The organism is Cupriavidus sp. BIC8F (assembly GCF_032465815.1).
Classification (GTDB): domain Bacteria; phylum Pseudomonadota; class Gammaproteobacteria; order Burkholderiales; family Burkholderiaceae; genus Cupriavidus; species Cupriavidus necator.
Window position 1 is genome coordinate 891,002 of sequence record NZ_CP136094.1, and the last position, 26,314, is coordinate 917,315.

Sequence of the window (26,314 nt, forward strand, 5' to 3'; positions counted from 1 at the left end):
CACACCCGGCTCACACGCGAGCACGCATGGCGCGCCCGATGGCCCCCGTGCGCAGCGCGATCTTGGCCGCATCCTCGCGCAACGCGCGCAGGCGGCGGTCCAGCACCGCATTGGCCGGGCGACCGGTGGAGCTGGCGGTGGGGCCGGCCTCTTGGCTGGATTCGCCGGCGGCGGCCGCGTGCACCAGCACGTCGGTGCGGCGCTTGTCGGCCGAATCGGCCAGGCGGGCGCGGCGTTCGGCGACGGCGTCTTCGGCGGCCTCGGCGACTTCGGCACTGACGGTGGCCGCTACCGGTTCGGCACCGGCGACAGCTTCAGCAGGGGTTTCGTCCGCCTTGTCCGCGGCCGCGGGCGCTGCCTCCTTGCGTTCCACCGGCTTTTTCCCGCTGCGGATAAAGCCCGCGCCGCGGCCGCCGCCCCGCTCATCGGCATGCAGCCGCTCGCTGGCCACCTGCAGGCTGTGGCTGGCGGCCTCGGTGGCCTGCTCGATCGCGGCTTCCGCGGCCGGAATATCGAGCTCGTCAAAGTGCTGGCGCACCTGGATGCGCGCCGCCGCCACGTGCGCCGCCACCAGGTAGTTCTGCACGATAAAGCGGTTCAGATTGTCCACCGCGCGGTGCCGGCTCTTGGGCTCGTCCAGCATGCGCTGGAACGACGAGATCAGCGCCGACAGGTTGTCCATGAACTGCTTGCGCTGCACGCGGTAGGCAAAGTCATCCTTGGTCCGGCGCAGCAGCAGGTCGCGCGTGGCGCCGATATAGCGGCGGTTGGCCTGCAGCACACCCTCCACCAGCTTGGGGATGGCGCGGTATTCCCAGCTCGGCAGCACGAAGCTGAACAGCGACGCGATGATGCCGCCGATCACCGTATCCACCAGCCGCTCGCCCGCCACGGTGGGACTCCCCGGCATCAGCAGGTGGATCTGGATCAGCACCTGGATGCAGGCGGCAATCGCGGTATAGCGGTACTTGATGGTCACGAACGCGGCGCTGGCCACCAGCGACAGAAACAGCACGCCCAGCAGGATCAGCGGCTGGTGCACCACCTTCAGGATCGCGACCGAAACCACGCAGCCGATCAGCGTGCCGATCACGCGATCGTTGTAGCGCTGCTTGGTCATGCTGAAGTTGGGCTTCAGGATGACGATGATGGTCAGCAGGATCCAGTAGCTGTGCGACACATAGGGCACGTGCTCGGCGATCCACAGCCCCAGCGACACCGCCATCGAGATCCGCAGCGAGAAACGGAACGCCGGCGAACTCCACTTCAGGTTGTCGCGCAGCACGCTGAACTCATACTTCTGGCGCGTCAGGAACGGCGTCATGTCCGAGCCGGGCAGCACCCTGGCCGGCTCCACCGGCGTGCGCGACGCTTCGTGCAGCTGGCCGACCAGCGTGATCGCGCCGCGCATCATGTCGAGCGTTTCAACCAGCGCCGTCATCGCCGCCGGGTTGATATGGTGGTGGCGCAGCTGCGCGATCTCGGCCTCGACCGCGCGCAGGCCCGGGCGGTATTCCACCGTGGCGTATGAGGCGCGGCCGCGCGTGACCTCGTAGGCGATCTCTTCCACGTCCTTGCACATCTGCAACACCAGCCCGCGCAGGTGGTCCAGCACCGGCGTGCCGGCAAACGTCTGGCGCAGCAGCGGATAGTCGGTGTTGGTCGACAGGATGTACTCGTACAGGTCGAGCATGCGCATGTGCACCTGCACCAGCAGCCCGTCGTGCGGGGTGCGGTTGCCGCGCAGCACCAGGTCGCGCGCGGCCTGCTGGCGCTCGGCCACCACGATCTGCTGGCGCACCAGCTGGTTGAACTGGGCCTCGTAGTCGTTGCCGGCGTCGTAGAAGCCGGCCTTGATCTCGAGATAGCCGGCCAGCTCATACAACGATTCGGCCAGCACCTGCTGCTTGGTGCGGCGCTCGGTGATCCAGCTCACCAGCATCGCATAGCCGAGATAAGCGACCGCGCCAATGCTGAACAGCGCCGCGTGCTCCAGCGCGCGCCGCACCAGGAAGTCTTCGTTGATGGTCAGCGTCATCACAAACAGCGCCGCGAACTGCAGCGGCAGCGTCTTGTTGCCGTACACCGTCATCATGCCGGCCAGGAACGTTACCAGCACCAGCAGGAACGGCATCACGCGCGGGAACGGCGTGGCCAGCGCCACCACCAGCGTGACCACGCTGCACAGCAGCACGCTGGCCAGCATCTCGTTGAACTTGTGGTTCAGCGGACTGGGCAGGTCCATCAGGCTGGTGCACAGCGCCCCCATCGACACCACCATCGCGGTGGGCAGGTCGCTGAAGTGCAGCGCGATCAGCGTGGCGCCGATCACCCCGGTGGCCGAGCGCAGCCCCCGGTAGACGTAGTGCGAATACAGGAAGGTGCGGGGATCGTGCGCGTATTGCATGCAGCGGGGGCGATGGAGTGCGGTGGCGACTGTGGCAGCGGAAGGCTAGTTCACTGGCCCAGCCAGCGAGAGCGCGCCGCGTGCCGTCCGCTCTCCAGCTTCACCTTGAACTGCGCCGCAGGCTCGCGCGCCAGCGTCACCGGCCGCGCCTGCAGCTCGTCGCGGCGGAAGGCGTGCAGCTCGATGCGGTCGCCGGTGCGGTAGCGCGCCAGCAGCTTGTCGAGCTGGCCGGGCGCCACGCGCAGGCCGTCGAGGGCCACCAGCAGGTCGCCCGCGGACAGGCCCGCGGCCTGCGCCGCGCCGCCGTCCAGCACCTGGGTGACGCGCACCCAGCCGTCCTCGGTCTTGACCTTGATGCCCAGCGCCGCGGTGCGCGCCGGCTTCTGCGCTTCGGCCTTGACGCCGAACGTCCTGAACAGCGCCGGCAGCGGCAGCTCGCCGGTGCCTTCGGTCAGCGAGCGCAGCAGCGGCCCCATGCGCAGGCCGGTGACTTCATCGAACAGCGCGTGGACCTCAGCCTCGGTCACGCCACGCTGCACCGCGCCCGGCGCATAGAAGCCGCGGCCATAGCGGCGCCACAGCGCGCGCATGACATCGTCCAGCGAGCGTCGCCCGCGGGTCTTGTCGCGGATGGTCAGGTCCAGCGCCAGCGCCACCAGCGAACCCTTGTTGTAGTAGCTGACGATGGCGTTGGGGGCGTTCTCGTCCTGGCGGTAGTACTTGGTCCAGGCATCGAAGGAGCTTTCCGCCACGCTCTGCTTGGTGCGGCCGCTGCCGCGCAGCACGCCGTTCCAGGTCTTGGCCAGCATCTCGATGTACTGCGCATCGGTCACGCAGCCCGAGCGCACCAGCACCAGGTCGTCGTAGTAGCTGGTGAAGCCTTCGAACAGCCACAGCAGCGGCGTGTAGGTTTCCTCCGCCAGCCGGTACGGCACGAACGCGGCCGGCTTGATGCGCTTGACGTTCCAGGTGTGGAAGTACTCGTGGCTGCACAGTCCGAGGAAGGTGCGATAACCCTCGCTGGTGTCGCTGTCGCCGCGCACGGGCAAATCATTGCGCGCGCACATCAGCGCGGTGCTGGCGCGGTGTTCCAGGCCGCCGTAGCCGTCGGTGGTGACCATCGTCATGAAGACGTAGCGGCGGTTGCTGTCCAGGAACGGCGCCTGCGCGTTCTTGGGCTCGAACAGCCGGATCTGCGTTTCGCAGATGCGCTTCAGGTCGCGGCACACGCGCTCGAGGTCGAGTTGCGGCACGCGGCCGGTGAAGACCACGTCGTGCTGCGCGCCGCAGGCGCGGAAGCTGGCCAGCCGGAAAGTGCCCATCTCGACCGGATGGTCGACCAGCTCATCGTAGTCGGCCACCTGGTAGCGGCCGAAGCCGTAGCGCTTCGCGCCTGCGCGGCCCGGCGCTTCGCGCATGGCGGTGGCCACGCGCCAGTCGCGATAGGCCTCGCCGGCGGGCGCGTGGATATCGACGGTGCATGGCCGCTCGGCCTGCCCGTCCACGCACAGGAACACCGAGCTGCCGTTGAAGAAGCCGTGGGTGGTGTCCAGGTGCGCCGCGCGCACCGACAGGTCCCAGGCATAGACCTCGTAGCTTAGCGTCAGCGGGCCATCGGCCAGGCTGACCGGCGCGGCTTGCCAGCGCTGCTTGTCGAGCTTGGTCAGTTTGACCTCGCGCCCGCCCGCATCGGCGCGGATGCGCACGATATTGCGTGCGAAGTCCCGGATCATGTAGCTGCCCGGGATCCAGGCCGGCAGCGAGAAACACTGGCCGGCGGGATCGGGCTCGCTCACGGTGACGGTGACGGCAAACAGGTGCGCTTCAGGCTGAAGCGGGGCGATGGCGTAGCGGATCGGCGTCATGGGCTGGATTGTAACGTCGGCGCTTGCGGGCAGCGCCGACGCGGTGGTGCATCAGGGCGACGGCGCGCGATCAGCCGCGATTCACATCCACCACCACGCGCCCGCGCATGCCGCCTTCCATGATCTTGCGGCCCGCCTCGATCGCATCGCCCAGGCCGATCTCGCGCGTCAGCGCATTGAGCCGGTCCGGCTCCAGGTCGCTGGCCAGGCGCTGCCAGGCCAGCTCGCGCAGCGGCATCGCCGCCATCACGCTGTCGATGCCGTGCAAGGTGATGCCGCGCAGGATGAACGGCGCCACCGACCCCGGGAAGTCCAGGCCCTGCGCCAGCCCGCACGCCGTCACCACGCCGCCGTAGCGCACCTGGGCGCAGGCATTGACCAGCGTGTGCGAGCCGACCGAGTCGACCACCGCGGCCCAGCGCTCTTTCTGCAGCGGCTTGCCGGGCACGCCCAGTTCGGCGCGGTCGATCACGTCATCGGCGCCCAGCGCCTTCAGGAAATCCGCTTCCCTGGTCTTGCCGGTCGAGGCCACCACCTTGTAGCCAAGCTTGCTCAGCAGCGAGATCGCCACCGTCCCCACCCCGCCCGAGGCGCCGGTCACCAGCACCTCGCCATCGCCCGGGCGCACCGGGCCGTTGACGCCGCCGCGCTCCAGCGCCAGCACCGACAGCATCGCGGTATAGCCCGCGGTGCCGATCGCCATGGCCTGGCGCGTGGTGAAGGCGTCGGGCAGGCGCACCAGCCAGTCGCCCTTCAGGCGCGCGCGCTGCGCCAGGCAGCCCCAATGCGTCTCGCCCACGCCGTAGCCATTGAGCACCACCTTGTCGCCAGCCTTCCAGCGCGGGTGCGCGGACTCCAGCACCGTGCCGGCGCCGTCGATGCCCGCCACCATCGGCCACTTGCGCACCACCGGCGAGCGGCCCATGATCGCCAGCCCGTCCTTGAAGTTGATGGTGGAGTAGTCGACGGCAACCAGCACATCGCCGTCGGCGGGCAGTTGCGCCTCGTCGAGCGTGGCGATACTGGCCTGGGTGGCGCCGTCGGCCTGGGTCAGCAGCAATGCCTGGAAGGTCATGGTGTCTCCTTTGTCGCCTGCCGGCGATCGCATGGAATCAGGGGAAAGGCAGAAAGCAGAACGGCCGGACAAGTCCGGCCGTCGATCGGGCCGGGACAGGTCCGGCGCGCGCTTATTTCGTGATGCTGGCGAGCTTGCGTTCCAGCGTGGCGACGTCCGCCGCGCCGGGGATGCGGGTGCCGTCGGTGAAGAACACCGCCGGCGTGCCGTTCACGTTCAGGCTGTGGCCCAATGCCAGGTTCTCTTCCAGCGGGGTCTTGCAGCTGCCGTTGCCGCTCAGCGCCACCTGCTTTAGCATCCAGTCGCGCCAGGCCTTGGTGCGGTCGGACGCGCACCAGACCTGCTTGGCCTTGGTTTCAGAATCCGGCGACAACACTGGGTACAGGAAGGTGTACACGGTGATGTTGTCCATCTGCTGGAAGGTCTGCTCGATGCGCTTGCAGTAGCCGCAGTTGGGGTCGGAGAACACCGCCACCTGGCGGCTGCCATCGCCCTTGGTCCACTTGATCGCGCGCGCCAGCGGCAGGTCCGACCACTTGATGCGGTTGATCTCGGCCAGCCGCTCCTCGGTCAGGTTGGCGCCGGTGCGGGTGTCGATCATCTCGCCGTTCAGGATGTAGCGGCCCGAGGCGTCGGTATAGACCACCTGCCCGCCGATATTGGCCTCGAACAGGCCCGGCACCGGGGTCTTGCTCACGCTCTTCACTTCGGCGCGGCCGCCCAGCACCTTCTGCAGCGACTCCTTGATGCGGTCGGTGCCGGGCTCGCCAGCAGCCATGGCATGCAGCGCGAAGCCCGCCGCGGCCAGCCCGCCGGCGATGGCGGTGATCGCGGCGCTCATGGCGGGGCGGCGGCGCAGGAATGAGAACATGTGGGCTCCAGAGTATTCGGTAAAGGGATCGGATCGTGGGTGCGGCCGCGGTCAGCCGAGCGCGCGCGCGATCAGGAAGCGCTTGAGCAAGGACTGGCCGCCGACCGCGCGCATGCCGGTGTTGCGCACCACGCGCGCCACGCCGCCCGGCAGCGAGAACAGCCGGTGCAGGCCGTCGGTGGCCGCGGTCAGCGACAACAGGTCGGTGGCGCGGGCGCGCTCGTAACGGCGCAGCAGGCGCAGGTCACCCTCGCTGCGAAAAGGTTCTTTGTCTGCCATCACGCGGCCAAGTTCCGCCACGTCGCGCAGGCCCAGGTTCATGCCCTGCCCGGCCAGCGGATGCACCACGTGGGCGGCGTCGCCCACCAGCGCCACGTGCGGCTGCACGAAGTGGTCGGCACGCTGCAGCACCAGCGGGAAGCCCTGCGCCGGGGTCACGCAGCGCAACGCGCCAAACTGCGCGCCGATCGCGCCGCTGGCGCCCTGCATCACTGTGGCGGCCAGGGCCTCGGGCGGCAGCGCCAGCAGCTCGCGCGCGTGGGCCTCGTCGGCGGACCAGACCATCGACACATGGTTGTCCGGCAGCGGCAGTATCGCCAGCACTTCCCCGTTGGCGGGTTCCTCGTCGGCCATCAGCTTTTCGGGCGCGCCCAGGAACCACTGCCACGCGGTTTCGTGGTGCGGGCGCTCGCAGGCGAAATTGGCGACCACGCCCAGCTGGCGGTACTTGCGCGTGCTGACGCCGATATGGCATTGCTGGCGCAGCCAGGAGCGCGCGCCGTCGGCGCCGACCACGCAGGCCGTGCGCAGCTTCTCGCCATTGCCCAGGGTCAGCGTGACGCCGTCCGGATCGCGCTCGAACGCGCTCGCCGTGGCGTCGTGCCAGGTCACCTGGTGCTGGAAGCCCAGCGCCGTGTCCAGTGCGCGCTCGACGTGGCTGGATTCGATGATCCACGCCAGCTGCGGCACCGCGGCCGCGTAGGCAGAGAAATGCAGGTCCCCGTCCAGGCTCGGCGAAGTCTCGGCCGCGCTGACATCGCCGAACACGCGCATGTCGCGCACCGGCTGGATCCGCGCCGGGTCCAGCGCCTCCCACACCCGCATGCGCTCCAGCAGCGCCTGCGAGCTGGCCGAGAAAGCATAGATGCGGCTGTCCCAGTCATCCGGCCCGGCCGCCGTGCGGCCGCTGGCGCGGGGCGGCCTGGGCGCGACCAGCGCAACGTCCATGCCCTGCTGGGCCAGCAGCAGCGCGCAGGACTTGCCGACGATGCCGCCGCCGACGACAGCAACCTGGAAAGCGGAGGAGTTGCGCGCAGACGGGCGCGCGGACGCGTGGGATCGGGTCATGGCTGGATTATAGCCACGTCACTCCTGGCCCTGCCCCTCGCCCGCACGCCCCGGCCAGGCAGGCCGATGGCGAGGCCCCCTTCCGCTAGAATACGGGTTTTGCAATTTCCCGCCTTCTACCATGAGCCTCCAATGCGGCATCGTCGGCCTGCCCAACGTCGGCAAGTCCACGCTGTTCAATGCCCTGACCAAGGCCGGCATCGCCGCCGAAAATTACCCGTTCTGCACCATCGAACCCAATGTGGGCGTGGTCGAAGTGCCGGATCCGAGGCTCGGCAAGCTGGCCGAGATCGTCAAGCCGGAGCGCATCCTGCCGGCCACGGTCGAGTTCGTCGACATTGCCGGCCTGGTGGCGGGCGCCTCCAAGGGTGAAGGCCTGGGCAACCAGTTCCTCGCCAATATCCGCGAATGCGACGCCATCACCCATGTGGTGCGCTGCTTTGAGGATGACAACGTGATCCACGTGTCTGGCAGGGTGCACCCCCTGTCGGACATCGAAGTGATCAACACCGAACTCGCGCTGGCCGACCTCGCCACTGTCGAAAAGGCCCTGGCCCGCTACATCAAGCCGGCCCGCGCCGGCGACAAGGAAGCCCAGCGCCTGGTCGCGGTGCTGGAAAAGGCACAGGCCGTGCTCGACCAGGCCAAGGCCGTGCGCACGCTCGACCTGGCACCGGAAGAGTGGGAAGCCATCCGCCCGTTCTGCCTGATCACCGCCAAGCCGACCATGTATGTCGCCAACGTGCGTGAAGACGGCTTCGAGAACAACCCGCACCTGGACGCCGTGCGCGAGCACGCCAAGCAGACCGATTCGCCGGTGGTCGCCGTGTGCGCCGCCATCGAAGCCGAGATCGCCGACCTGGACGACGCCGACAAGGCCGAATTCCTGGCCGACCTGGGCATGGAAGAACCCGGCCTGGACCGTGTGATCCGTGCCGGCTTCAAGCTGCTCGGCCTGCAGACTTACTTCACCGCCGGCGTCAAGGAAGTGCGCGCCTGGACCATCCACGTCGGCGACACCGCCCCCAAGGCAGCCGGCGTGATCCACACCGACTTCGAACGCGGCTTTATCCGCGCGCAGACCATCGCCTATGAAGACTTCATCAGCTTCAAGGGTGAGACCGGCGCGAAGGAAGCCGGCAAGATGCGGGCGGAAGGCAAGGAGTATGTGGTGAAGGATGGGGATGTGATGAACTTCCTGTTCAACGTCTAAGACCGGCAGACCTCATGAAATAGCCACCGCATGCGGTGGCTATTTTCTTTGGGCCGGGCGACATCGCATTCGCCTCACAACCTCTCCACCCCCTTCCCCCGCAAACCCACCAGCAACGCCTGCCCGTCCGCCCCCACGCGGAACTCCCCATACTGCGCCTGCGCGAACCGCTCGCCCTGCCCCTCCTGGAAGAAATACGCATCGGTCGATACCTGCACCTGCATGCCGCCCCAGCGCGAGCGGGCGACCTGGTAGCGCAGCAGTTGCTCCCCTGCCGCCAGCGGCTCGCCACCGTGCACGCGCACGAAGCTGGCCACGCCCTGTTCGTCGCGGCGGATCACGGCCACGCCGTCGCGGGGTGGCCGGTCGTCCTGAGTTTGAGCGGTGCGGATCTGGTTGCCGATTTCAAAGTTCAGCGCCATGTAGTCGCCCTGCATCAGCGAGCGCGGGTCGACCGGGGCGAGCTTGAGGTAGACGGTCTCACCGCGCGCCAGCAGGCGCTCCTTGCCGGCGATGCCGGCGGCGGCGAGTGCCAGCGTCAGGGCCCAGGCGATCAGGATCCAGCGTTTCATGCGGCCTCCATCTTGGAGCGGCCCAGCAGCCAGTAGCGGCCTGCCAGCAGCAGTACGCCGGCCGCGGCAAGCGTGGCGGACTTGGCCAGCAGGGTCCAGTGCAGCGCGCTGTAGTACCAGATAAAGCCGATAGCGATGCTGGCGATGCCCAGGCCCAGCCACGGCATCGACGCGCGGCGCAACGCCAGGCCGAGCGCGAGAACTCCAGCCACGACCGCGGGCGCGGCCGCCATCAGCGCGCCGAAGGCCACCACGCCGGCAAGGACGGCACCCTGCATGGCGGGGCTGAGTGCCAGCCGGCGGCATTCGGCGAGCGCGAAGCCGGCCAGCACCACTGTGGCCAGCCCGCCCGCGACCCAGTGCGCCAGCGGGATGCGTCCGGCTTCCGGGCCGCCCAGCCAGGCCAGCGGATGGCTCATGCCGGTGACGACCAGTGCGACGGCCAGCGTGAACAGCAGCGTCGCGTCGGCCAGCGGTTCCAGCAGCGCGTGGCGGCCGGCCGCGCACAGGTGTGCTTCGGCCAGCGTGAAACCCGTCACCAGCGCGCAGCCGAGCGGCACCAGCCAGCCGAGGGACCACGTCAGCAACAGCCAGTCCTCCGGCTCGCTGCCGGCCAGGACGAGATGCACGGCGCCTGCCAGCCCGATCCATGCGCCCGCCGCGCACAGCAGCCGGTGCAGCCGGTTGGGGACCAGCAAGGCGAGCGCTGCCTCGAACAGCGCCAGTCCGGCCCAGAAGCCTGCGCTCTCGGTGACGCGCGTGAAGCCCAGGGCCTCGGCCAGCCCGAACACGGCCATGCCCTGTCCGCTCAGGCTCACGGCCAGCGCGAACTGCCCCGCGGCAATGCCGCCGCCACGCCAGTACAGCAGCGCGGCCAGCGCGATCATGGCCAGGCCGGTCACCGCCATAGCGATGCCGTTCTCGCGCGCGGCGACGAAGACGGTGCCGACCAGGAAGAGCTGGAAGAACAAGGCACCGAGCCAGCCCGCCGCGCCCATCAGGCAGCGTACGGCCCAGGGGGTGTGGGTGTGGTCGGGCCGCTCGCCCTGTACCTCGCCGCGCGCGGCGAGATCCTGCCAGAGCCGTTGCTCGGTCTGCAGTTGGGTCGTCATGCCTGCTCCAGTTGGCCGCGCCAGGCACGCATCAGCCAGGCGGCCGCGCCGGCGGCAAGGCCGATGGTCACCAGCCCGAGCAGCAGGAAGGCGCCGAAATCGTCCTTGCCCTCGAACAGCAGCTTGGCGATCGCGGCCACCGCCAGCACGATGCCGGTCAGGCAGGCCAGGCTCAGCACCACGATGTCGAAGGCGCACTGGCGGAACCACCAGACCAGGGCGGCCAGTACCACCAACGCCAACGCGAATGCGGCGCCGTCGAAGTGGCTGTCCAGCAGGCTGGCCAGCCCGAGCGAGCCGGCGTGCACACAGGCCAGCGCGGCCAGCATGCGGCTGCCGGTCTGCCCGCGCAAGCCCAGCGCCGGCGCCCGGGCGCACAGCAGCTGCCACAGCACCAGTTGCAGCAGCACAGCGCCCAGCAACGCCAGCGTGGCGGTGCGCATATGGCGCGTATCGAACAGCAGCGCGAACACGCCTTCGACACCGAAGCGGATACTGAAATAGCGCAGCAACGCCACGTTGCCGACCACGATCACCAGCCACCAGTGCGGTGCGGCGCGCGCCGCCAGCGCCCAGGGCACCGCCAGCAACGCCCACAGCGCAAACAGCTGCCAGGCGTCGGCGCCGGTCTGGTAGGTCTGCCCGATCACCGCGAGCAGCACGCCGGCGACGACCTGCGCGCCGCCCAGCGCGGCCCGGCCCGCGGTGTCGCCAGCCGGGCGCAGCCAGGCAAAGGCGGCGAGCAGCGTGAGCGCGCCGGCCAGCAGGCCGAACTTGGAAAACTTGTGGAGATCCTGCCAGTTGAAGGCGAAGAACACGATCACGCCCGCGCACAGCAGCGCGGTGCCCAGCGCCATCAGCGCCATGTCCAGCCAGTGGCGCCAGTCGGTGGCGACGGGCTCGGTGCGCGCCCACGGCTCAGGGACGCCAGCCGCGTCCAGGCGCCCCAGTGCGCGCCAGTCGGCCAGTGCCCGGCGGATGGCGCGCCGTTCGCCGTTGGCTACGGTGGGTGTGCCTTGCATGTAAGTGTCCGGTTCCGCAAATACCTTGCCATGAAATCGTCCAGTTGGCCGCCATGCGTCGTTGCTCGTCGTTGCCATAGCTACGGCTATGGCGCCTCCTCGTGCCTAGCCTGAAAGCCAACTGGACGATTTCACTTTGGCAAGTTATCTGCGGAACCGGACACTAGCCCTTGCGTGCTGAGATGACGGGAACTTTAGCAAAGCGGCGCGGGGGCCGCACCTGTTCCGTGGGAGGGGGTGGTGCGGTCGCGCTCTAATCTATGCCCGGCCTGCGCGGGCCGGTATGCTGTGGGTTTCTCGTCCTTCGCCCGTTCCATGACTCTCGGAATCCTTGCCGCCATCCATGATGAAGTCGATGGCCTGGTGGCCGCCATGCGCCATGACGACAGCCGCGCCACGGTGCGCACGATCGGCATGCGCGACTACTATGCCGGCCAGCTGTTCGGGCAGCCGTGCGTGCTGGTGCTGGCGCGCATGGGCAAGGTGGCGGCGTCGGCGACCACGGTCACGCTGATCCGTGAGTTCGGCGCGACGCAGATTGTCTTCACCGGGCTGGCCGGGGGCATCGGCGCCGACACCAATGTCGGCGACATCGTCATCGCCGACCGCACCATCCAGCATGACCTCGACGCACGTCCGTTCTTCGGCCGCCATGAAGTGCCGCTGCTGGACCGTGCCGAGTTCCCGGCCGACCCGGCGCTGACCGCCGAGCTGGAAGCCGCCGCGCGCGAATTTCTGCAGCTGGACCTGCCTGCCGAGGTGCCGCGCGAGGCGCTGGAACGATTCGGCGTGGCCGCGCCGGCGCTGCACCACGGAATGATCGCCAGCGGCGACCAATTCATCGGCTCACCGGCGGCGGTGACGGAGTTGCGTGAGCGGCTGCCCGGATTGCTGGCGGTGGAAATGGAAGGTGCCGCGGTGGCGCAGGTCTGCCACGAATACGGGGTGCCGTATGCCGTGATGCGGACCATTTCGGACCGGGCCGACGATAGCGCCCATGTGGACTTCGCGGCATTCCTGAAGGATGTCGCCAGTCACTATTCCAGCGGCGTGCTGCGCCGGCTGCTGGCGGGAAGAGCCAAGGCCGACACTGCCCAAACGCCGGTCCGCTTCTGATCGCGATCAAGCGGCGAGCGGATTCCCGCCGCCGCGGTCAGTTCTGTTCTTACCGCCCGCGCGGCCGCACCGCGCCCCAGGCCCCCACCAGCAGCGCCGAGCCGGCGATCACCGCCAGCCAGCTGCTGAGCTGCCCGTCGATAAACAGGTGCAAGGCCCGGCCGCCGTAGAAAGCGCCCGCCGCACCCGCCGCGCCCAGCACCAGCGCGGCCGGCAGGGTCACCACGCGCCCTGCCGGATGCAGCCGGCGTGCCGCCAGCCCCACCAGCAAACCCACGATCAAGGTGCCCAGCATCCGCTTCTCCTGTGTTGTCAGCATCACAGCCGCAAGGGCTGCGGCGTAACGATACTGCAATCCGGGACCGCTGCCACGCCGCCCCCCGGCCCCGGATGGCGCCGCGCCTGCAATTAGCGATCCCGGCGGTATAATGGCATCCGGTCCGGCCACGTGCCGGACCGTACCCGTCCCCTACAAATGCAACTGCTCGCGATCGGCATCAATCACACAACGGCACCCGTCTCGCTGCGCGAGCGGGTGGCGTTTCCGCTCGAGCAGATCAAGCCCGCGCTGGGTGCGCTGCGCTCCCACCTGTCGGGGCGCAGCGGCACCGAAGCCGCCATCCTGTCCACCTGCAACCGCACCGAGATCTACTGCGCGACCGACGTCCTGACGCCGGGCACGGATGGTTTCGAGCACACCCTGCGCTGGCTGTCGCAGCACCACAACGTGCCCGCCGGCGAACTGGCGCCGCACCTGTACGCGCTGCCGCAGTCCGAAGCCGTGCGCCATGCCTTCCGCGTGGCCAGCGGCCTGGATTCGATGGTGCTGGGCGAGACCCAGATCCTGGGCCAGCTCAAGGACGCCGTGCGCACCGCCGGCGAAGCCGGCTCGCTGGGCACGTACCTGAACCAGCTGTTCCAGCGCACCTTCGCGGTGGCCAAGGAAGTGCGCGGCCAGACCGAGATCGGCGCGCATTCGGTGTCGATGGCCGCGGCCGCGGTGCGGCTGGCGCAGCGGATCTTTGAAAGCGTTTCGACCCAGCGCGTGCTGTTTATCGGCGCGGGCGAGATGATCGAACTTTGCGCCACGCACTTCGCCGCGCAGCAGCCGCGCCAGATCGTGGTGGCCAACCGCACCGTGGAGCGCGGCGAGAAGCTCGCCGAGCAGCTCTCCGGCCAGGGCCTGACCGCCAACGCGATCCGCCTGACCGATCTGGGCGAGCGCCTGCATGAGTTCGATATCGTGGTGTCCTGCACCGCCAGCTCGCTGCCGATTATCGGCCTGGGCGCGGTGGAGCGCGCGGTCAAGCGCCGCAAGCACCGCCCGATCATGATGGTCGACCTGGCCGTGCCGCGCGACGTCGAGCCCGAAGTCGCGCGCCTGGACGACGTCTTCCTGTACACCGTCGACGATCTCGGCGCGATCGTGCGTGAAGGCAACGCGATGCGCCAGGCCGCGGTCGCACAAGCCGAAGCCATCATCGAAAGCCGGGTGCAGAACTTCATGCACTGGCTGGAAACCCGCAGCGTGGTGCCGGTCATCCGCGAACTGCAGACCAGCGGCGAAGCCATCCGCCAGGCTGAACTGGAGCGCGCGCGCCGTATGCTCGCGCGTGGCGACGATCCTGAAGCGGTGCTCGAGGCCCTCTCCGGCGCGCTGACCCGCAAGTTCCTGCACGGCCCCACCCACGCGCTGAACCACACTCAGGGCGAAGACCGCGAGGCGCTGCTGCGCCTGGTGCCGGGCCTGTTCCGCCACAGCAGCCACTCCGAGCGCTAGCCGCTCTGCCCTTGCGCCGCGCGCCCTGCCGCGCCGGCACGCCGCCGCCCGTCCGCGGGTAGCCCCGGCCCCTGGCCCACCTCTTTCCCCCGCATCCGATGAAAGCCAGCATGCTTGCCAAGCTCGACCAACTGGCCGAGCGACTCGATGAAGTCAACGCCCTGCTCGCGCGCGAAGACGCGACCGCCAAAATCGACCAGTACCGCAAGCTCAGCCACGAACATGCCGAGTTGTCACCGGTGGCCGAGCAATACGGCCAGTACCGCCAGGCGCAGGACGACCTGGCCACCGCGCAGGCGCTGCTGGACGATCCGGAGATGAAGGACTTTGCCGCCGACGAGATCGCCAGCGCGCGCGCGCGGCTGGAAGCCCTGGAAGCGAGCCTGCAGCGCCTGCTGCTGCCCAAGGATCCCAACGACGACCGCAACCTGCTGCTGGAAATCCGCGCCGGCACCGGCGGCGAGGAAAGCGCGCTGTTCGCCGGCGACCTGCTGCGCATGTACACGCGCTATGCCGAACGCCAGCGCTGGCAGGTCGAAGTGATGAGCGAGTCGGAATCAGACCTGGGCGGCTACAAGGAAGTGATCGTGCGGATCGCCGGCGATGCGGCATTCTCCAGGCTGAAATTCGAATCCGGCGGCCACCGCGTGCAGCGCGTGCCGGCGACCGAGGCGCAGGGGCGCATCCATACCTCGGCCTGCACGGTCGCGGTGATGCCCGAAGCCGATGAAGTGGGCGAGGTCGAGATCAACCCGGCCGACCTGCGCATCGACACTTTCCGCGCCTCGGGCGCGGGCGGCCAGCACGTCAACAAGACCGATTCCGCGGTGCGCCTGACCCACCTGCCGACCGGCATCGTGGTCGAGTGCCAGGACGACCGCAGCCAGCACCGCAACAAGGACAAGGCGATGAGGGTGCTGGCGGCCCGCATCAAGGACATGCAGACGCGCGCCGCCCAGGCCAAGGAGGCCAGCACGCGGCGCAACCTGATCGGCTCGGGCGACCGCAGCGACCGCATCCGCACCTACAACTTCCCGCAGGGGCGGGTGACCGACCACCGCATCAACCTGACGCTGTACAAGATCGACATGATCATGGACGGCGACATGGATGAGCTGCTGTCGGCGCTGGCCTCAGAGTATCAGGCTGATCAGCTGGCAGCGCTTGGCGAAGGTTCGTAAGCGCCACTCAGCGCATCCCCAAAAGGCTTCCGCCACGAACACCGCGTAAAGTCGCCGATATCTTTGTATTTCTTGTAAATGCTTGAAACAGCACTGGCAGGGGTAAAGCGGCTGTCTATAATCGATTTCGACCGGCAAACGGAGAATGGTGCCGGCGTAGTCTCTCCCGAGAACATACCTAGGACGAAATCATGAAAAGACTGCTCGCGCTGTTGATGATCACCGCGGCCATGGCCGCTTGCAGCAAGAAGGAAGAAGCTCCGCCTGCCGCCTCGAACGCCGAGAGCGCCATGCAAAGCGCCGCTGAATCCGCCAAGGCCGCCGCCAGCGATGCCGCCGCTGCCGCCAGCAACGCCGCTGACGCAGCCAAGTCCGCCGCCAGCGGTGCTGCGGCCGACGTCTCGGCCGCCGCCGAAAAGGCCAAGGAAGACGCCGGTCACGCCATGGCAAATGCCAAGCAGGCCGCCAAGGATGCCGTCAACACGGGTGCCGACAAGGCCAAGGACGCCGTCAATAAGTAATCGTCCGGGCGGGGGCATTGCGCCGCCCGCTGTCGATGAGCGGTACACTGGCGCCAAGCTGGAAGTCCCGCCCCAAAGCCCCGCCAGGCCTTTGCGCCGGTGGGGTTTTTTGTAGCCGGCAAAAGAACCGTCCCCTCCCTTTCGATGTCTTCCCCAAACTCTGCCGCGCTGCCGGCGACCCCCACGCTGCGCGAAGCCCAGACCCTCGCCGCCATGGCCGGGCTGCCTGCCCTGGAAGTGCGCATGCTGCTGACGCATGTCACCGGCCTGAGCCGCACCCAGCTGATCACGCGCGACACCGACACCCTCACCATCGCCCAGCGCGACGCCTTTGCCACGCTGCTGGCGCGGCGGCTTGCGGGCGAGCCGATGGCCTACCTGATCGGGGAGCGCGAGTTCTTCGGCCGCAAGTTCCGGGTCACGCCTGATGTGCTGATCCCGCGCCCAGATACCGAAGTCGCCGCCGAAGCCTCGCTGGCGCGGCTGGCCGAGGTGCCGCAGCCGACCGTGCTGGACCTGGGCACGGGCTCGGGCATCCTGGCCGTGACGCTGGCGCGCGAGCGCCGGGATGCGCAAGTCTGGGCCACGGACATCTCGCCCGGCGCGCTGATGGTGGCGCAGGACAACGCCAGCGCGCTCGGCGCCGACCGCATCCACTTCCTGGTGTCGGACTGGTACGCGGCGCTGCCGCCGGGCCTGCGCTTTCACCTGATCGTCAGCAATCCGCCCTATATCGCCGAGGGCGACCCGCACCTGGCCGAAGGCGACCTGCGCTTCGAACCGATCGACGCGCTGACCGACCACGACGACGGCCTGTCCGACCTGCGGGCCATCGTCAGCGGTGCCGGCGCCCGGCTGCTGGCTGGCGGCTGGCTGCTGATGGAGCATGGCTACGACCAGGCGCAGGCCACCCGCCAGTTGCTGGAGGACGCCGGTTTCACCGGGGTCTTCACCGCCCGCGACCTGGCCGGCCTGGAGCGCTGCACCGGCGGACGCTGGCCAGGCGCTCAGCCCGGCGGCACCACTGCCACTCACTGAAGCCCGGCGGAGATTCCGGTAAAATCGTCGTCAGATCCCCGCCACGCGGCCAGGCCGCATGGTGTCCCATTCTCCCCAGGCGGCGCCCGCGACACGGCATCGCCCCACTGAAAAGCAAACCATGAGCGACGTGCAGCAAAAGATCGATCAGATCGTCAAGGGCAACCCGGTAGTCCTGTTCATGAAGGGCACCGCGCAATTCCCGATGTGCGGCTTCTCGGGCCGCGCCATCCAGATCCTGAAGGCCTGCGGCGTGGACGCGCCCACCACGGTCAACGTGCTGGATGACGAAGGCGTCCGCCAGGGCATCAAGGAATACGCGAACTGGCCGACCATCCCGCAGCTTTACGTGAACGGTGAGTTCATCGGCGGCTCGGACATCATGATGGAGATGTACCAAAATGGCGAACTGCAAACCCTGCTGAAGGGCTGAGCTCCTTCATGTCCGTGACTGGCGGCACACCCAAACGGCTGATCGTCGCCATCACGGGCGCCACCGGCGCCATCTACGGCGTGCGCCTGCTGCAGGTGCTGCGCGCGGCGCCTTCGGTGGAAACCCATCTGCTGATTTCGCCGGCTGGCGTGATGAACCTGCAGCACGAGCTGGACATCAGCCGTGCCGAGGTGGAGGCACTGGCCAGCGTCGTGCACAACGTGCGCGACATCGGCGCGACCATCGCCAGCGGCTCGTTCAGCGCACAGGCGATGGTGGTGGCCCCCTGCTCCATGCGCACGCTGGCGGCGATTGCGCACGGCCTGTCCGACAACCTGATCACGCGCGCCGCCGACGTCACGCTCAAGGAGCGGCGCAAGCTGGTGCTGATGGTGCGGGAAACGCCGCTGAACCTTGCGCACCTGCGCAATATGACGGCGGTGACGGAAATGGGCGGGATCGTGTTCCCGCCGGTACCGGGCTTCTACCAGAAGCCACAGAGCATTGCCGAACTGGTCGACCATACGGTCGGGCGCGTGCTCGACCTGGTGGATTTGCCGGAGATCGGCCAGACGCTCGCGCCCAGCTGGGGCGGGCTGAATACCCGGGCCGGCGACGCCGCCGGCAACTGAAATGCCGCCGGCGCGCAGCCTCTCTCTACGCGCCGGCATCCTCCCGCATTGTCGTGCCAACCGCGCTCATTACCAGCGGCGGTAGCCCCGGCCATAGTAGCCATAGCCATAGCCGCCGTAGTAGTACGGCCGCGGTGCCACCACCACCGGCGCAGGCGCCACGTACACCGGCGCAGGGCCGACCGCGGGGCCGGCAGGCGTGGGATAGACGGCGCAGCCGCCCAGCAGGGTGACGGATGCCGCAGCGGCAGCCAGTCCAATCGTCAGCATTCTCATCATTCGTCCTTGGGTCGGAACGGGCATGTGCCTGCCCTGCTGACGTTATACGGGCAGAAACCGTAATACGGCGTCAAAGGCGTGTAAAGCTTGTTACCGTTCCCTACGCGCCCTGTAACACACCCAGGGATGCCCGTCAGATCTCGAACCGTATCCCCTGCGCCAGCGGCAGCGAATCGCCATAGTTGATCGTGTTGGTGGCGCGGCGCATATAGCCCTTCCACGCATCCGATCCCGACTCGCGGCCCCCGCCCGTCGCCTTTTCCCCGCCGAAGGCGCCGCCGATCTCCGCGCCGCTGGTGCCGATGTTGACGTTGGCGATGCCACAGTCGCTGCCTGCCGAGGACAGGAAGCGCTCGGCCTCGCGCATCGATTCCGTGAAGATGCACGACGATAGCCCGTGCGCCGCGGCATTGTTCAGCGCGATGGCCTCATCCAGCGTGGTGTACGGCATCAGGTACAGGATCGGCGCGAAGGTTTCGGTCAGCATGGTGTCGTGCTGGGCGTCGGTCATTACCAGCGCGGGCCGCACGTAGTACGCATGTGGATAGCGGTCGGCCAGCAGCCGTTCGCCGCCGGTGACGATATTGCCCTGCGCGCGGCAGGCTGCCAGCGCATTGGCCATGGCATCGCCCGCGGCGGTGTCGATCAGGGGGCCGACCAGGGTGCTGTCAGCGAGCGGGTCGCCGACGGGCAGGCGGTCGAACACCGTGATCAGCCGGCTCGCCATGGTGTCCATCAGGTCGGCGTGGATAAAGCAGCGACGCAGTGTGGTGCAACGCTGGCCCGCCGTGCCGGCCGCGGCGAAGGTGATGGCCCGCACCGCCAGCTCGATGTCGGCCGAGGGTGCGACGATGGCGGCATTGTTGCCGCCCAGCTCCAGGATGCTGCGCTTGAAGTGCCCGGCGCAGGCAATGCCGACCTCGCGGCCCATGCGGGTCGAGCCGGTGGCGCTGACCAGCCGCACCGCCGGGTGCGACACCAGGTGGGTGCCCAGCATGCGCCCGCCCGGCAGCACCGCCGAGATGCCGGTGTGCTGCGGCGCCGCCGCGGCCAGCACGCGCTCCAGCAGGCCATGCGCGGCCAGCGCGCACAGGGTGACTTTTTCCGAAGGTTTCCAGATCACACCGTTGCCGCACACCAGCGCCAGCGCCGCATTCCACGCCCACACCGCCACCGGGAAGTTGAAGGCAGAGATCACACCACACAGCCCATACGGATGCCAGGTCTCGCGCATGGCGTGCTGCGGGCGCTCGGAGGCAATAGTCAGCCCGTGCAGCTGGCGCGACAGCCCGACCGCGAAGTCGCAGATGTCGATCATCTCCTGCACCTCGCCCAGGCCTTCCTGCAGGATCTTGCCGGACTCCAGCGACACCAGCCGGCCCAGCGCCGGCTTGTGTTCGCGCAGCACCTCGCCGAAGCGCCGCACGATCTCGCCGCGCGCGGGCGCGGGCAGCAGCGCCCAGGTGGTCTGCGCCGCGTGGGCACGGGCGATCAGCGCATCGGCCTGCGCCGGCGTGCAGGCCGGGACATGGCCGATGGCCTCGCCATCGACCGGCGAGCGGACCGTCACGGCGCCGGCCGGCGTGCCCTCCCGCCACGGCCGCGGCAGGCCCAGCGAATCCCAGCAGGCAGCAAACTCTTGCGCTTTCATATGACGGTCTCCTGGAGCGGATGCTGCGTGTAATGGCGGCCGAAGCGATTGGCAAGGAAGGCGTCCAGCGGCATCGACTCCTGCCGCACGAAGCCGGATTGCGGCAGCGCGCCGGTGGCCACCATGTCTAGCGCGGTGCAGATGCCCGCGGCAGTGGTCAGCTGGATGGCGTTGACATGACCACCCTTGCCATCCACCCCGCCGATGCGCGCCGAGAACGAAGCCTGCGTCAGCGGCCCGCGCCCGCGTTCGCCCCCGGCCGGGTAGCCGGTGGCGGTGGCGAACACGATCACCACGTCCTGGTCGGTCACCGGGATGGCGCGGTCGAAGATATCGCGCAGCCATTCGCGGCGTTCGCGCAGGCGCAGGTCGTTGAGCAGCAGTTTCATCAGCGCGCAATGGCCCGGATAGCGGATGGACTTGTAGTCGACATGGCGCGCGCGGCCGGCCAGCGTCTCGGGCAGCGTGCCCAGGCCGCCAGATGTATTAAAGGCTTCGTACTCGATGCCGTCCAGCGCGAAGCTCTCCAGCCCCTCCAGCGCCGTCAGTTCCACGCGGCGGCCGTCGACGATGGCCTCGCACGGGTTGCAGTACTCGTTGATCAGTCCCTCGGTGCTCCAGGTCAGGTTGTACTTGAGCGCATTGCTGGGGTAGCGCGGCAGCGCGCCGACCCGCATCTGCAGGTCCAGCAGTTCCCCTCCGCCGCGCAGGAAGCGCTGCGCCAGGTCATGCCCGACCACCCCGATGAAGCCCGGCGCCAGCCCGCACTGCGGCATCAGCACCGAGCGCGCGCTTTGCGCCAGCTGGCGGATGGCCTGGGTCGCGGCCACGTCCTCGGTCAGGTCGAAGTAATGCACGCCCAGGCGCGCCGCCACCGAAGCCACGCTGATCGCGGCATGGAAGGGCAGCGCGTTGAGCACGGCATCGGTGCCGGCCAGCAGCGCGGCGCAGGTGCCGGGCTCGGTGGGGTCGCCGGCGCGCGCCAGCACGCCACGCGGCAGGCCGTCGAGGCGGCGTGCGTCATGGTCGACCACGCTGACGCGGTAGTCGCCACTGTCATGCAGCATGCTGGCAATGGTGCGCCCGATCTTGCCCGCGCCCAGCACCGCCACGTGCAGCGGGCGGGTCGCCTTGGGCAGGTCGCGCGGGGCCTGCCGGCCCAGGTTCGAGGCTTGCATGGTGTCTCCGTCCACAAGATAGGGTTGTCCTGTTGACTGGAGTATGGATAGCCCGCGCGACACAATGAAGCCACAAGAACGACGAAAACCCGCCATAATCGAACGAAACGACGAACTATCCCGACGCAATGACCGAGCTCGACACCACTGACCGGCACCTGCTGTCGCTGCTGCAGGCCAATGCCCGCGAAAGCGCCGCCAACCTCGCCCGGCACCTGGGTATCGCCCGCACCACCGTGGTCGCGCGCATCGCGCGGCTGGAGCGCAGCGGGGTGATTGCCGGCTATGGCGTGCGGCTGGGGCAGCGCATGGAAGACAACGCCATCCTGGCCTACTGCGGCCTGTCGGTGCAGCCCAAGGCCGCATCCGCCATCCTGCGCGCGCTGCAGCGCCTGCCCGAGATCGAAGAGGTCAATTCCGTCAGCGGCCCGGTCGACTACCTGGTGGCGATCCGCTGCGACACGCATGACCGGCTGGACCGGCTGCTCGACGAGATCGGCATGCTCGACGGCGTCAACCACACCACCACCTCGATCGTGCTGGCGCGCAAGCTCGACCGCCGGCGCGCCGCCGGCTGACGCGGTATGCTGCCAACCCGATCAAGCGTTTGCGGAGCAAAAAGATGAACAACCCGATCCGTGTCGCCGTGGGCGGCGTGACCGGCTGGGCCGGCGGCGAACTGGCGCGCGGCGTGGCCCATGCGGCCGACATGACCCTGGTGGCCGGCTTGTCGCGCGGCGCCGCCGGGCAGCCTCTGGCGCAGCTGACCGGCCATGCCGATACGCCGGGCGTGGCGGCCGCCAGCATCGAGACCCTGGGGGCAACGCCCTACGACGTCTATGTCGAATACACCAAGCCGGGCATCGCCAAGCACAACATCCTGCAGGCGCTGGCACACGGCGCGCACGTGGTGGTGGGCACTTCGGGGCTGACCGACGAGGACTATGCCGAGATCGATGCGGCCGCGCGCCAGGCCGACCGCGGCGTGCTCGCCTGCGGCAATTTCGCCATCACGGTGGTGCTGCTGCAGAAGTTTACCGAGATGGCCGCGCGCCACCTGGAACACTGGGAGATCATCGACTACGCCAAGGCCGGCAAGATCGACGTGCCCTCCGGCACCGTGCGCGAGCTGGCCTACCGGCTCGGCCAGGTCAAGGCCGCCGCGCAAGCGGTGCCGGTCGACCAGGTCAACGGCCCGAAGGAAACCCGCGGTGCCACCATGTCGGGCACGCAGGTGCATGCGGTGCGGCTGCCGGGCTACCAGCTTGGCGTGGAAGTGATCTTCGGCGCGGACGGCCAGCGCCTGCATCTGAAGCACGAGGCCGGCGACGGCTCCACGCCCTATGTCGCCGGCGCGCTGCTGGCGATCCGCAAGGTCCACACCGTACGCGGCGTGGTGCGGGGGCTGGACAAGGTGATGGAAGGGCTCTGAGGCCAGGTCAGCAGGCGGCCAGGCCGCCTGCTGCGGGTGTTACCAGCTGCCAGGCTTCTCCGGCTTCGCGGCTGGCTTCGGCGCGGGCTTGGCGGCGGCAGCCTTGCCGCCCTTGGCCGCGGGCGCCGAGGCCGGATTGAGCTGCTTGTCCACCTCGGCATCCTTGTCCGCCATCAGCACGCGCGCCTGCGGCAGCAGCATTTCGATGGTGCCGGTGTTGGGGTCTTCCGGCATGGCGTAGAGCTCAACCGTCAGCGGCTTGTGCATCCAGCCGGCGTGCAGCGTCTTGACACTCTTGCCAGCCTTGTCGGGCATGTCGACCTGCTCCTGCCGGAACGGCTTGCCGTACAGCGCGCTGACGCTGTCGGCCGCGGCCTGCTGCGAGTTGGCGCCGGCGGTCGGCACCACCAGGCCGACCAGCGCGTTGCGGTCGACAAAGGCCAGCACAAAGGGGCCGTCCATGAAGGACGGGCGCTGCGCGCGCGGCACGCCGACCTGGCGCATCAGGCCATCGCCCTTCAGTTCGACACAGAATCCGGTGACATCGCGGCCATCGGGCGTGCGCTTGTCGGCGCAATCCGGCAAGGCCGGCAGCGGGTTGCCGATTTCCAGCATGGCCAGCAGCGGCGACAGCGCGCTGTTCTCGGCCTGCGCCTTGGCCGGTGCGGGGGCTGGCTTGGCGGCAGGGGCGGAAGCAGGGGCGGCAATGGCGCCGGCTGCGGCGCCCAGCAGGCCGGCAAGCGCCAGCCCGGCAACGGGGAATTTCAAATCGGACTCCTGATGAACGGCTCCGGGTTGGAGCCCGCCCCGGCCGGGTTGTTCCTGCGGGGCGCGGGCGGTGACGGAAAAGTCACCGCCGGCCTGCCGGGCCAGGGGCGAGCAGTAGCTTACCCCATGGCCTTGGCGGCTCCCGCACTTCCAGTCAGTCCAACGAAATGTTATTGGCCTTGATGACCTTGCCCCAGTGCTCGCGGTCGGCTTCGATATAGCGGTCGATCTCGGCCTGCGTGCGCGGGGCCTGCACGACCAGTCCCAGCGCGCTGAAGGTGGAACGGAACTGCGCGTCCTTGAGCACGTGGGCAGCGGCGGCCTGCAGCCTGGCCAGCGCATCGGGCGGCGTCTGCGCGGGCACGGCCAGGCCGAACCAGGTGGCGGCCTGGAAGTTGGGATAACCGCTTTCCGCCACGGTCGGCACGTTGGGCAGCACGTCCAGCCGGGTGCGGCCGGTGACCGCCAGGGCCTTGAGCTTGCCTGCCTTGATATGCGGCAGCGAGGTGCTGACCACATCCACCATCAGCTGCACGTCGTTGGCCAGCAGCGCCGACAGCGCCGGGGCGCTGCCGTTGTAGGGCACGTGGGTGACGCTGATGCCCAGCTCGGTCTTGAGCATTTCGGTGGCCAGCTGGAGCGCGTTGCCCAGGCCGACCGAGCCATAGTTGAGCTTGCCACCCGCGGCCTTGGCGTAGGCCGCGAACTCGCGGATATTGCTGGCCGGGACCTTGGGGTTGGTCACCACCACCAGCGGCACCTCGGCGCCAATGCTGAAGATCCTGAAATCCTTGGGCGGATCGTAGTTGATCTTCTTGTACAGCATCGGGTTGAGCACCATGCTGCCGTTGGTGGCCAGCACCATGGTGTAGCCGTCTGCCGGCGCACGCGCCACACTGGTGGTGCCGATCATGGTGGCAGCGCCGGGGCGGTTTTCCACCACCACGGTCTGGCCCAGCTGGCGCGACATGCCGTCGGCCAGCGCGCGGCCGAACTGGTCGGTCGAGCCGCCTGGCGTGTAGGGCACCACCAGCTTGATCGGGCGATCGGGATAGGCGGCCTGCGCGGCCCCGCCCCACATGGCCAGCGCGCACCCCGCGCCGGCTGCCATCGCGGCGAGCCAGGCGCGCCGTCCGCTCGGTTGGTTCTGCATCGCGTCTCCTCCTGTTGTTATCGGTCGTGATCCATGCAGGCCGGGCAGGCGCTCAGACGCGGCGCTGGCGGCCTTCCCAGTATCGGTCGCGCAGCCGGCGCTTGGCGAGCTTGCCGGTTTCATCGCGCGGCAGCTGCGTCTCGACCACGATGCTGCGCGGCACCTTGAAGCCCGACAGCCGCTGGCGCAGCCAGTCGATCACCTCGGCCTCGCGGATCTCCACGCCCGGCATCGGCTGCACCATGCCCAGCAGGCGCTCGCCGTATTCGTCGTCGGGGATGCCGAACACCACGCAGTCGGCCACGCCGGGGTAGCGCACCAGCTCGTGCTCGATCTCGGCCGGGTAGATGTTCACGCCGCCGGAGATCACCATGTCCGAGGCGCGGTCGCAGATAAACAGGTAGCCGTCGGCATCGACATAGCCCATGTCGCCCAGCGTCACCAGCCCGTCGCGGTCGATGGCGGCGCGCGCGGCGTCGTTGTTGCGGTAGCTGAAGTCGGGATAGGCGGGCTGGCGCACGTAGACCAGGCCGACTTCGCCGGGCGCGCACTGGCGGCCATTCTCGTCGAGGATGCGCAGCTGCGCGTCATCGACCGGCTTGCCGGCGGTCCCCGGGCGCGCGGCGGCATCGGCCGGCGTGGCCACGGTGATCATGCCGGCTTCGCTGGAGGCGTAGGTCTCATGGATGACCGGGCCCAGCCATTCCAGCATCGCGCGCTTCACGTCGGGCGAGCACGGCGAGCCGGTGGAGGCGACGAAGCGGATCGAAGACAGGTCGTACTTCGCGCGCACCTCGGGCGGCAGCTTGAGCAGGCGCACGTACATGATCGGCACCAGGTAGAGCACGTCGATGCGGTGCTTCTCCACCAGTGCCAGCACCTGCTCGGCGTCAAAGCGCGACGTGAGCACCAGGCGTTCGGCCATCTGCAGCGCGTTCTGGATAAACGAGCCCGGCGCACTGTGGTACAGCGGCGCCGACATCAGCGTGCGGCAGCCCGGCTCGATGCCGTAGGTCTGCCGCACCACCGAGCGCATGCGCGCGAGCTGTTCCTCCAGCCGGTCCAGCGGCAGCGGTTGGCGCACCACGCCCTTGGGCCGGCCGGTGGTGCCGGAGGTGTAGGCCATATGGCCGCGCGGCGCCACGCGCGGGCCGTCGTAGGCCGGCTGCTGCGCCAGCCAGCTTTCATAGTCGATGGCGCCTTCGGCGGGGCCGTCCACCGCCAGCACCGCCATGCCGGCCGGCACCGCGTCGCGCACGGCGGGCAGCAGGTCGGCCTGCACCAGCAGCACCCTGGCGCCGCTGTCGGTCAGCAGAAAGCGCACTTCCTCGGCCGTGAAGTGCCAGTTGATCGGGCAGTAGTAGCAGCCGGCGGTGCGGCAGGCATGGACCACGTCGGCATAGGCCGGATCGTTGCGCAGCAGCACCGCGACCACGTCGCCTTCCTGCACGCCCAGCGCGCGCAGGCCGCCGGCCAGCCGGGCGCCGCGCGCCAGCAGTTCTTCGCCGCTGCGGTGCATGTCTTCAAACCAGAGGTCCGTGGCCATCCGTTGTCTCCTGTATGCGATCCGTTCTGTCAGCCGACCACTGTATCGGCGTAGCCGTGGATCGACAATCACGCGCATCGGAATCACAATGTTGCACCATACGCGACAATCCTGCAGGCAAT

General features: G+C 68.8%; 25 protein-coding genes. 10 read left to right on the forward strand and 15 right to left on the reverse strand.

The window, feature by feature from the left end:
- Positions 1–10: 10 nt before the first annotated feature.
- The 5 genes from RS901_RS04115 to RS901_RS04135 all read right to left on the reverse strand — a co-directional run bounded on the left by RS901_RS04115 (position 11) and on the right by RS901_RS04135 (position 7,565).
- Positions 11–2,407 (reverse strand): FUSC family protein, encoded by a 2,397-nt coding sequence (locus RS901_RS04115; protein WP_316151636.1) that lies wholly within the window; start codon positions 2,405–2,407, stop codon positions 11–13.
- A gap of 50 nt (positions 2,408–2,457) precedes the next feature.
- A complete protein-coding gene (locus RS901_RS04120) occupies positions 2,458–4,272 on the reverse strand; it encodes a M61 family metallopeptidase (RefSeq protein ID WP_316151637.1) in 1,815 nt (604 codons plus the stop codon).
- Positions 4,273–4,342: 70 nt separating this feature from the next.
- Positions 4,343–5,347, reverse strand: coding sequence for an MDR family oxidoreductase (locus RS901_RS04125; RefSeq protein WP_316151638.1), 1,005 nt, complete (start codon positions 5,345–5,347; stop codon positions 4,343–4,345).
- Between the two features lie 112 nt (positions 5,348–5,459).
- On the reverse strand, positions 5,460–6,218 hold the full coding sequence (locus tag RS901_RS04130) for a DsbC family protein (protein WP_316151639.1): 759 nt from the start codon (positions 6,216–6,218) through the stop codon (positions 5,460–5,462).
- A 51-nt stretch (positions 6,219–6,269) separates the two neighbouring features.
- Positions 6,270–7,565: a UbiH/UbiF family hydroxylase gene (locus tag RS901_RS04135; RefSeq protein WP_316151640.1), complete on the reverse strand. Its 1,296-nt coding sequence runs from the start codon at positions 7,563–7,565 to the stop codon at positions 6,270–6,272.
- Between the two features lie 121 nt (positions 7,566–7,686).
- Between RS901_RS04135 and ychF the strand changes: the two genes are divergently transcribed.
- Positions 7,687–8,778 carry a redox-regulated ATPase YchF gene (gene ychF, locus RS901_RS04140; protein WP_316151641.1) on the forward strand — a complete coding sequence of 364 codons (1,092 nt, stop codon included), beginning with the start codon at positions 7,687–7,689 and terminating at the stop codon, positions 8,776–8,778.
- A gap of 74 nt (positions 8,779–8,852) precedes the next feature.
- Here the strand turns inward: ychF and RS901_RS04145 are convergent, their stop codons facing one another.
- From RS901_RS04145 to RS901_RS04155, 3 genes are read right to left on the reverse strand one after another with little or no spacing between them, the layout of a single operon-like run.
- On the reverse strand, positions 8,853–9,350 hold the full coding sequence (locus RS901_RS04145) for a GDYXXLXY domain-containing protein (protein ID WP_316151642.1): 498 nt from the start codon (positions 9,348–9,350) through the stop codon (positions 8,853–8,855).
- The gene (locus tag RS901_RS04150; protein ID WP_316151643.1) at positions 9,347–10,462 is read right to left on the reverse strand and encodes a DUF4401 domain-containing protein; all 1,116 of its coding nucleotides are present in this window, start codon (positions 10,460–10,462) and stop codon (positions 9,347–9,349) included. The genes RS901_RS04145 and RS901_RS04150 overlap by 4 nt, the downstream gene beginning before the upstream one ends.
- Positions 10,459–11,484, reverse strand: a complete 1,026-nt coding sequence (locus RS901_RS04155) for a DUF2157 domain-containing protein (RefSeq protein WP_316151644.1) — start codon at positions 11,482–11,484, stop codon at positions 10,459–10,461. Before RS901_RS04155 ends, RS901_RS04150 begins: the two co-directional genes overlap by 4 nt.
- A 315-nt stretch (positions 11,485–11,799) precedes the next feature.
- Here RS901_RS04155 and RS901_RS04160 point away from each other — a divergent pair, with 315 nt between their 5' ends.
- Positions 11,800–12,600, forward strand: coding sequence for a 5'-methylthioadenosine/adenosylhomocysteine nucleosidase (locus tag RS901_RS04160; RefSeq protein WP_316151645.1), 801 nt, complete (start codon positions 11,800–11,802; stop codon positions 12,598–12,600).
- Between the two features lie 49 nt (positions 12,601–12,649).
- Here the strand turns inward: RS901_RS04160 and RS901_RS04165 are convergent, their stop codons facing one another.
- Positions 12,650–12,895 (reverse strand): hypothetical protein, encoded by a 246-nt coding sequence (locus RS901_RS04165; protein WP_013958131.1) that lies wholly within the window; start codon positions 12,893–12,895, stop codon positions 12,650–12,652.
- Between the two features lie 180 nt (positions 12,896–13,075).
- Between RS901_RS04165 and hemA the strand changes: the two genes are divergently transcribed.
- From hemA to RS901_RS04195, 6 genes are all read left to right on the forward strand, one after another.
- On the forward strand, positions 13,076–14,380 hold the full coding sequence (gene hemA, locus RS901_RS04170; RefSeq protein WP_010809882.1) for a glutamyl-tRNA reductase: 1,305 nt from the start codon (positions 13,076–13,078) through the stop codon (positions 14,378–14,380).
- A 98-nt stretch (positions 14,381–14,478) separates the two neighbouring features.
- The gene (gene prfA / locus RS901_RS04175; RefSeq protein ID WP_316151646.1) at positions 14,479–15,561 is read left to right on the forward strand and encodes a peptide chain release factor 1; all 1,083 of its coding nucleotides are present in this window, start codon (positions 14,479–14,481) and stop codon (positions 15,559–15,561) included.
- 191 nt (positions 15,562–15,752) lie between these two features.
- A complete protein-coding gene (locus RS901_RS04180; protein ID WP_316151647.1) occupies positions 15,753–16,082 on the forward strand; it encodes a hypothetical protein in 330 nt (109 codons plus the stop codon).
- Between the two features lie 144 nt (positions 16,083–16,226).
- A complete protein-coding gene (gene prmC / locus RS901_RS04185) occupies positions 16,227–17,120 on the forward strand; it encodes a peptide chain release factor N(5)-glutamine methyltransferase (protein WP_316151648.1) in 894 nt (297 codons plus the stop codon).
- 121 nt (positions 17,121–17,241) lie between these two features.
- Positions 17,242–17,553 carry a Grx4 family monothiol glutaredoxin gene (grxD, locus tag RS901_RS04190; RefSeq protein WP_041228169.1) on the forward strand — a complete coding sequence of 104 codons (312 nt, stop codon included), beginning with the start codon at positions 17,242–17,244 and terminating at the stop codon, positions 17,551–17,553.
- A gap of 8 nt (positions 17,554–17,561) precedes the next feature.
- Positions 17,562–18,185 carry a UbiX family flavin prenyltransferase gene (locus RS901_RS04195; RefSeq protein WP_316151650.1) on the forward strand — a complete coding sequence of 208 codons (624 nt, stop codon included), beginning with the start codon at positions 17,562–17,564 and terminating at the stop codon, positions 18,183–18,185.
- A 69-nt stretch (positions 18,186–18,254) separates the two neighbouring features.
- Here the strand turns inward: RS901_RS04195 and RS901_RS04200 are convergent, their stop codons facing one another.
- From RS901_RS04200 to RS901_RS04210, 3 genes are all read right to left on the reverse strand, one after another.
- Positions 18,255–18,455, reverse strand: coding sequence for a hypothetical protein (locus RS901_RS04200; RefSeq protein WP_316151651.1), 201 nt, complete (start codon positions 18,453–18,455; stop codon positions 18,255–18,257).
- Between the two features lie 142 nt (positions 18,456–18,597).
- Positions 18,598–20,115, reverse strand: a complete 1,518-nt coding sequence (amaB, locus tag RS901_RS04205; RefSeq protein ID WP_316151652.1) for an L-piperidine-6-carboxylate dehydrogenase — start codon at positions 20,113–20,115, stop codon at positions 18,598–18,600.
- Complete coding sequence (locus tag RS901_RS04210) at positions 20,112–21,293, reverse strand: saccharopine dehydrogenase family protein (RefSeq protein ID WP_316151653.1); 1,182 nt, start codon at positions 21,291–21,293, stop codon at positions 20,112–20,114. Before RS901_RS04210 ends, amaB begins: the two co-directional genes overlap by 4 nt.
- Positions 21,294–21,421: 128 nt before the next feature.
- Here RS901_RS04210 and RS901_RS04215 point away from each other — a divergent pair, with 128 nt between their 5' ends.
- A complete protein-coding gene (locus RS901_RS04215) occupies positions 21,422–21,871 on the forward strand; it encodes an Lrp/AsnC family transcriptional regulator (RefSeq protein ID WP_316151654.1) in 450 nt (149 codons plus the stop codon).
- A gap of 44 nt (positions 21,872–21,915) precedes the next feature.
- Positions 21,916–22,725 (forward strand): 4-hydroxy-tetrahydrodipicolinate reductase, encoded by an 810-nt coding sequence (dapB, locus tag RS901_RS04220; RefSeq protein WP_316151655.1) that lies wholly within the window; start codon positions 21,916–21,918, stop codon positions 22,723–22,725.
- A 39-nt stretch (positions 22,726–22,764) separates the two neighbouring features.
- On the opposite strand, the gene RS901_RS04225 is transcribed toward dapB, so the two are convergent.
- The 3 genes from RS901_RS04225 to RS901_RS04235 all read right to left on the reverse strand — a co-directional run bounded on the left by RS901_RS04225 (position 22,765) and on the right by RS901_RS04235 (position 26,192).
- Entirely contained in the window at positions 22,765–23,493 is a 729-nt protein-coding gene (locus tag RS901_RS04225; RefSeq protein ID WP_316151656.1) for a hypothetical protein, read from the reverse strand.
- A 154-nt stretch (positions 23,494–23,647) separates the two neighbouring features.
- Positions 23,648–24,646 carry a tripartite tricarboxylate transporter substrate binding protein gene (locus RS901_RS04230; RefSeq protein WP_316151657.1) on the reverse strand — a complete coding sequence of 333 codons (999 nt, stop codon included), beginning with the start codon at positions 24,644–24,646 and terminating at the stop codon, positions 23,648–23,650.
- 52 nt (positions 24,647–24,698) lie between these two features.
- Positions 24,699–26,192 (reverse strand): acyl-CoA synthetase, encoded by a 1,494-nt coding sequence (locus RS901_RS04235; RefSeq protein WP_316151658.1) that lies wholly within the window; start codon positions 26,190–26,192, stop codon positions 24,699–24,701.
- Positions 26,193–26,314: the final 122 nt, after the last annotated feature.